General features: G+C 69.9%; 1 protein-coding gene. It reads right to left on the minus strand.

Features of this window, described 5'->3' with window-relative positions; translation table 11 throughout:
- Positions 1-132 precede the first annotated feature (132 nt).
- A partial coding sequence (locus E1284_RS40785; protein ID WP_207924256.1) for a hypothetical protein occupies positions 133-1,214 on the minus strand: 1,082 nt, incomplete at its 5' end.

Here is a 1,214-nt window from a genome sequence, read left to right on the forward strand (position 1 = left end):
GCACTGGAGTGCGTCCTCAAGAGCATAAGGGCGCCCGGTGGTGCTTTCCCCCGGACGGGGAGAGCACCACCGGGCGCCCGGTTCGCCGCGGATCAGCGCGCGGCGCCGCGCGCCGTGCGCCTCACCTGCGGCTCACTCGCTTTCGAGGCCGTTCTGCAGGGCCTGGACCTCCGCGGACGTGGCGCCGATCACCTTGTACTCGGCGTGCTTGTAGAACGTGCCGCCGGTGCCCTTGGCCCAGCTCCGCCACGCGCTGGTGGCGACCCGGCAGCTCGCCCACTGCGACGTGGTGCCGGTGATGGTGATCTGGGTCGTGCAGTTGCCGAGGTCCTTGCCGGTCAGCGTGCCGGCGGTGATCCGGAACCGGACGTCGATCGTGACGGGCTTGTCCACGCCGAACGGCGGGCGGATCTTGGCCTGCACGGTGCAGCCGGTGCTGCTGTTGCAGCCGCCCTTCTTCCACTCGTCGACCGACGGCCGGGCCGAGCCGTTGAAGGAGTTCTTCAGCTCGCCCATGCTCGAGCGCATGTCGGAGATGAGGGACGAGGCGTCACCGGAGCTCTGCGGGGTGACGTCCACCGTGACGCGCGGGGAGGTCGCCTCGTAGCGCAGCAGCTCCGCGTCGTCCTCGTCGGTGATGTAGATGGTGGAGGAGAAGGTGCTGAACTTCAGGGCCTTCTTGCCCTGCCAGGTGGTCTCGAGCGGCTTGACCCGGGACGTCCTGGCGGTGCGGAGCTTGGAGGCCAGCACCGACGGCGTCAGCTGCCGCTGGAAGTCGATGTCGAGCTCGTCGTCGTCCAGCCGGCCCCACTGCTGGCCGGCCTTCAGGTAGAAGGGATCGTCGGTGGTGATCTCCTTCTCCCAGTACGACTTGTCGGCCTTCACGAACAGCTTGCCGTCCGCGGAGAGCACGGTGACCCTGTTGCCGCCCCAGGTGACGTCGCCCATCGCGCGGCCGCCCTTGGTGACGTTCAGCTCGCCGCGCAGGGTCTCGGAGCCGCTGAAGGTGCCCTTCAGGGTGACGGCGCGGGCCGTGGCCATGCTCGTGGCGGCCGCGGTCAGCTTCTCCTCGGGCGACTTGCCGCCGCTCGCGGTCACCGCGTACACCACCACGGCGATGATGATGAGGAACACGAGGCCGCCGCCGATGAGCCCGATCATGAGCCCGCCGCCTCCGCCGCGCCTCGGCGGCGGCATCGGGGGGCCCATCGGGG

The organism is Actinomadura bangladeshensis (assembly GCF_004348335.1).
Taxonomy (GTDB): Bacteria; Actinomycetota; Actinomycetes; order Streptosporangiales; family Streptosporangiaceae; genus Spirillospora; species Spirillospora bangladeshensis.